Source organism: Frankia sp. AiPs1 (assembly GCF_023716945.1).
Lineage (GTDB): Bacteria > Actinomycetota > Actinomycetes > Frankiales > Frankiaceae > Frankia.
Map to the genome: position 1 here is coordinate 1 of NZ_JAMQQF010000399.1, position 5520 is coordinate 5520.

At 73.3% G+C, this 5520-nt stretch carries 4 protein-coding genes; 2 read left to right on the forward strand and 2 right to left on the reverse strand.

All coding sequences use genetic code 11. From position 1 onward, the window contains the following. Nucleotides 1-1163: serine/threonine-protein kinase (locus tag ND748_RS23855; protein WP_251748196.1), on the reverse strand; the 1163-nt coding region annotated here is incomplete at its 3' end. A gap of 255 nt (nucleotides 1164-1418) precedes the next feature. On the opposite strand from ND748_RS23855, the gene recQ reads away from it, so the two are divergent. Beyond that, nucleotides 1419-3317, forward strand: coding sequence for a DNA helicase RecQ (recQ, locus tag ND748_RS23860; protein ID WP_251748197.1), 1899 nt, complete (start codon nucleotides 1419-1421; stop codon nucleotides 3315-3317). Nucleotides 3318-3356: 39 nt separating this feature from the next. Here the strand turns inward: recQ and ND748_RS23865 are convergent, their stop codons facing one another. Then, the gene (locus ND748_RS23865) at nucleotides 3357-4106 is read right to left on the reverse strand and encodes a class I SAM-dependent methyltransferase (RefSeq protein ID WP_251748198.1); all 750 of its coding nucleotides are present in this window, start codon (nucleotides 4104-4106) and stop codon (nucleotides 3357-3359) included. A gap of 281 nt (nucleotides 4107-4387) precedes the next feature. Between ND748_RS23865 and ND748_RS23870 the strand changes: the two genes are divergently transcribed. After that, nucleotides 4388-5520: serine/threonine protein kinase (locus ND748_RS23870; RefSeq protein ID WP_251748199.1), on the forward strand; the 1133-nt coding region annotated here is incomplete at its 3' end.

Below are 5520 nucleotides of genomic sequence, written 5' to 3' on the forward strand. Positions count from 1 at the left end.
ACCCCGGACAGGTTCCACGGCGGTGTGCCGCCGGACGCGGCGACGCCGGGCCGGCCGTCGGCCACCGGCGACGACGGGATCGACGGCGGCGGCCCGCTGGGCGGTGTGGGCGCGTGGACGGTCAATGTGACGTCCCGGTTCGGACCGAACCTGACCGGTCGATCCGACTCGCTCGATCGACCCTCGTCCGGCCGGGTGCCCGGGCCCGCCCCGCCACCCGAACCCGCCCTGCCACCGGAACCAGCTCCGCCATGCGGACCCGCTCCGCCATGCGGACCCGTCCCGCCATGCGGACCCGACACCGCGTCGGGCCCCGACACGGCGTCGAGACCGGCCGCGTCCGCGAGTGCGGCGCGCAGGTCTGCGGCGGTCGGCCGGTCGGCGGGTTGGCGGGCCATCGATCGGCGGACGAGGTCCCGCAGCGACGGGGCGATCCGCGCGTAGTCCATCCGGGGTTCCTCGTGGACGATGCGGTAGGTCACCGCGTCGGACGGCCCGTCCCCGTAGGGCGGCTGCCCGGTGGCGCCGTAGCCCACCAGGCCGCCCCAGGCGAACACGTCGGAGGCCACCGCGGCCTCACCGACGGTGATCTGTTCGGGGGCCAGCCAGGCCGGCGTACCGATCAGCACTCCGGTCGCGGTGAGCTGGTCGGCGTCACGCACGGCGGCGACCCCGAAGTCGATCACGATCGGCCCGGTGGCCGTCCACATCACGTTGGACGGCTTGAGGTCGCGGTGGATGAGACCGGCCGTGTGGATCGAGACGAGCGCGTCGGCGAGCCCGGCCGCCAGCCGCACCTGGTCGGCCTCGTCGAGGGGGCCGTGGCGGGTGATGTGCTGGCCCAGGGTGGGCGCGGCGAGGAACTCGGTGGCCAGCCACGGCGGCTCGGCGGTGATGTCGAAGTCGAGCAGCTTGGCGGTGTGCCGGCCGCGGACCCGGAAACAGGCCTGCAGCTCCCGCTGGAAGCGGACCCGGAAGCTGGGGTTGTCGGCCAGCTCGGATCTGATGATCTTCACGGCAACCTGGCCGAGCGGGCCGTCGCCGAGGTAGACCACACCCATTCCGCCGCCGCCTAGCCGGCCGAGCAGGCGGTGGGGCCCGACCTGGACGGGATCGGTGAGACGCAGGGCCGCGACCGCGACCTGCTCCGGGTCGGTTGGCATGACGCGATCTTCTCCTCGGCCCGGACCGCGGACGCGCCGAGCCCACAGGTGGACAACTCCCGCCGGTGGACAACTCCCGCCGGTGCTGGGCGTCGCGGTGACAAATCACCTGGATCGTAGCGAGCCCGCACCTGTCCGCCCACGGTCGTCAGCTTTCCGACCTCGACGAACGTCTCGGACGGTGGACCACGGCGGTTGTCCACAGCCGCGGACCGCGGGAACACCGACCCGGTCGGATGGCCGTAAGGTGGGATGATGACCTTGCCGCCCGGCCCCGAGGGGCATCCCGCCGGCGCCGCCGCGCAGGTCCTGCGGCGGGTCTTCGGCTACGAGTCGTTCCGGTCGGGTCAGCAGGAGATCATCGAGCACGTCGTCGACGGCGGCGACGCGCTGGTCCTCATGCCCACCGGCGGCGGCAAGTCGCTGTGCTACCAGATCCCGGCCCTCGTCCGCCCGGGCACCGGGGTCGTGGTGTCCCCGCTCATCGCCCTGATGCAGGACCAGGTCGACGCGCTGCGGGCCCTCGGCGTGCGGGCCGGCTTCCTCAACTCCAGCCAGGACCTCGAGCAGCGGCGGACGGTCGAGGCCGCCTTCCTCGCCGGCGAGCTCGACCTGCTCTATCTCGCGCCGGAGCGGCTGCGCGTCGAGGCGACGCTGCGCCTGCTCGACCGGGGCACGATCGCGCTGTTCGCGATCGACGAGGCGCACTGTGTCGCGCAGTGGGGGCACGACTTCCGGCCCGACTACCTGATGCTGTCGATGTTGCACGAGCGCTGGCCGGGCGTGCCGCGCGTCGCGCTCACCGCCACCGCCACCCCGGAGACGCACAAGGAGATCACCAGCCGGCTGGGCCTGGCGGACGCCTACCACCACGTCGCGGACTTCGACCGGCCCAACATCCAGTACCGCATCGCGCCGAAGAAGGAGCCGAAGGCGCAGCTGCTGCACCTGCTGCGCACCGAGCACCCCGGCGACGCGGGCATCGTCTACTGCCTGTCCCGAGCGTCGGTCGAGAAGATCGCCGAGTTCCTGGCCGGTCAGGGGATCGCCGCGCTGCCGTACCACGCGGGGCTCGACAACCGCGTCCGGGCCGAGAACCAGGCCCGCTTCCTGCGCGAGGACGGCATCGTCATGGTCGCGACGATTGCCTTCGGCATGGGCATCGACAAGCCGGACGTCCGCTTCGTCGCCCACCTCGACCTGCCCAAGTCCGTCGAGGGTTACTACCAGGAGACCGGGCGCGCCGGTCGGGACGGCCTGCGTTCCACCGCCTGGCTGGCCTACGGCCTGCAGGACGTCGTCCAGCAGCGCCGGCTGATCGACGCCTCCCCCGGCGACGCGGCGCACCGCCGCCGGCTCGGCACCCACCTCGACGCCATGCTCGCCCTGTGCGAGACGGTCGAGTGCCGCCGCGTCGGCCTGCTCGCCTACTTCGGCCAGCGCGGCAGCGCGGCCTGCGGCAACTGCGACACCTGCCTCGAGCCGCCGCAGTCCTGGGACGGCACGGTCGCCGCCCAGAAGCTGCTGTCCACCGTGCTGCGCCTCGACCGGGAGCGCCATCAGCGTTTCGGCGCGGGCCATGTCGTCGACATCCTGCTGGGCCGGTCGACCCCCAAGGTCGCGCAGCATCGCCACGAGACCCTGACGGTCTTCGGTGTCGGCGAGGATCTGCGTGAACTCGAATGGCGCGGGGTCGTGCGTCAGCTGCTGGCCCAGGGGCTGCTTGCCGTCCAGGGCGAACACGGCACGCTGGCGCTCACCGAGGCCAGCGCGGACGTGCTGCGCGGGACGCGCACGGTGGCGCTGCGCCGCGAGCCCGAGCGGGTCGCCCGGTCGAGTGCCAGACCCGGCGGCGGCGATGCCTCGGCCGGCGCGGGCCGGGCCCGACGCGCCACGCCGGTGGACCTGCCGGCGCAGGCCGCGCCCGTGTTCGAGAAGCTGCGGGCGTGGCGCGGCGCCACCGCGAAGGAACAGGGCGTCCCCGCCTACGTGATCTTCCACGATGCGACGCTGCGCGAGATCGCCACGCGGATGCCGACGGGGCTCGCCGACCTCGCCACCATCAGCGGCGTCGGCGAGAACAAGCTGGCCAAGTACGGCGAGCAGCTCCTCGCCGTCCTCACCGGGTCCGCTGAGCCGGTCGAACCGGACTGAACCACCACCCCGGGTTGGCACCGCCGCCCGGGGTGCGGGTCAACGTCCCTCGGGGGCCGCGGTGCGGCCGGTGAACAGGGCCACCTCGCCGACCTGTGCCAGGGTGTGCTCGGCGAGGACGGCGCCGAGCGCGCGGTCGAGGTCGGCGGCGGTGTCCTCGGTGTTGTGCAGGATGCCGCGGCGGTTCAGCAGCCGCATCATCCGGCGGGCCCGCGGCGGAGTCTCCGGCCCCGGCGCGAGGATCGTGCTGCCGAACACCACCCCGCCCGGTTCGAGCACCGCAGCGACGTTGCCGAGGACGGCAGCGGCCTTCTCGTCGAGCCGGCCGGGGATGCAGTGCAGCAGATATCCCACCCCGGCCGAGGCGAACGGCGCCCCGGGCAGGTCGGGAAAGGGCTCCAGCGCGTTGACGACGGCGGTGCGTACCTCGTGGTGGCGAATCCGGCGGGCCGTCCATCGCAGGGTGTTCTCGTTGAGGTCGGCGAGGGTGATCGCCGCCCGCCCCGACCAGCGGGCCCGCGCCAGGTGATAGCCGGTGCCGACACCGACCTCCAGGTGCCGCACGGTCGCATGCGCATCGTACTGCCGGTTGATCACGGAAGCTGGACAATGCCACACATACCGGTTGTTCAACCAGGTCACCGAGATGTCGTAGAACGCGAGGGCCGCCCATCCGTAGGCTTCCGCGCCAGCGCGAACCTCGGGTGCGGCCGCATCCACTGCGGGGTGCACGGGCCGGGCGGAGTGCGCGGGCCGGGCGGGCCGCCCGCGCCGGGAAAACCGTTGCATGGCCTGCTCCTCGGGCGCGCGATGAACGGAGGACCGGGTAGGGCGCGAAGATATCCCGAATATTGGGCTCGCATTCGAGAAACCACGCGGAAGTCGGCGGTTGCGAGCGGCGTGGCGTGGCGGGAAATGCCCGCCGCGCCGCGCGGCGGCGTCCGGATGACGCCTGGCGCGCCGCGGCTGCGAGCCGGGCGGTATGTCCGGAAGCAAGCCGGAGCTGGGCGAATCGGCTAGGATCGATCGGCCGATGTTTCCCTCTGCTGCCTCGGGAAGAGCGATCTCGCATGCCGGATCCGCGCCTTGGCCCGTTCCCCGTCGACTTTCGCGTGCACGGCCGGCGCACGCACAGCGAGGCCGGCGCACGAGATGATTTCGAACAGATGATCGCTCAACTCGTCGATGCGCTGTATCCGGACTTCCGGCTGATGGGCGCCAACCCCGGGAACGCCGGGATCGATATTTTCCTCGGCCACCTCGATGACCGGATCATCGCCTGGCAGGCCAAATACCTCCTGCCATTGGTGCGGGAGAATCATCGCGCGCAGATCAGGGACTCGTTTCGGGCCGCGGTGCGCAAGGCACGCGAGTACGGCCACGGGATCGACCGGTGGATTCTCTGCGTTCCCGGTTCGCTGGATCAGCCGACGGCCATGTGGTGGGACCGCTGGCGGCGCGAGCAGCAGGCGGCAACCTCGATCCGCATCGGATTGTGGGACGAGGTCGGCCTGCGGGCCCGGCTCGGCCGGCCGGTGGCCGCGCACGTACGCGCCGCCTACTACGCCTGGCCCCGCGCGGCCGGCTACGCCTGGTCCGCCATGGCCGACGGGCCGATGCCGGTCCCGGATCCCCCGCCCGCTCGCCGCACCACGCCCGCCGACGTGTCCTGGTCAGGCGGTGAGACGGTGCAGGTGGCGGGCCGCGCCTGCGTTCTCGAGGGGAGTCCGCGGGAGCGGCGCGGCGGGGACGGATCCTGGGTGCTGCGGGAGGGCACCGCCTCGCTCCCCGGTCCGCCGCCGCGCCCGGTGTGGTTCCGCCATGTCCTCGTGCGTCGGCCGGGATTCGCGGCGGACGCGCAGCTCGCAACCGTGGACAGTCAGATCCGCCTGCTCGCCGAGATCGGCGGGCGGCGCGGCCTGCCCGGCCTGATCGAGGGCCAGGTGACGCCGGTGGAGGCCGGCCTGGTCGCCGGCCGGCTGGCGGGCCCGACCTGGCGGGAGGTCTTCGGCCCCTCGCACCGAGCGGACCGGGAGTCGACCCGGGCCCGCCTGCACCCGGTGCGGCCGAGCGGGCCCCGCTATCCGGCCCCGCTCTCGACGGCCGGCCCCAGGCCGTGGGCAAGCCCGCCGGGTGCGGGGCCGACGGCGCCGGGCTGCCCCTGGGCGCCGAACCCGTCGACCGCCGTCGCCCTGCTGCGCAC

Bases quoted from the DNA above. Each gene is read 5' to 3' on its own strand.
- recQ (WP_251748197.1), top strand. From the start codon at position 1,419: ATGACCTTGCCGCCCGGCCCCGAGGGGCATCCCGCCGGCGCCGCCGCG.
- ND748_RS23865 (WP_251748198.1), bottom strand. From the start codon at position 4,106: ATGCAACGGTTTTCCCGGCGCGGGCGGCCCGCCCGGCCCGCGCACTCC.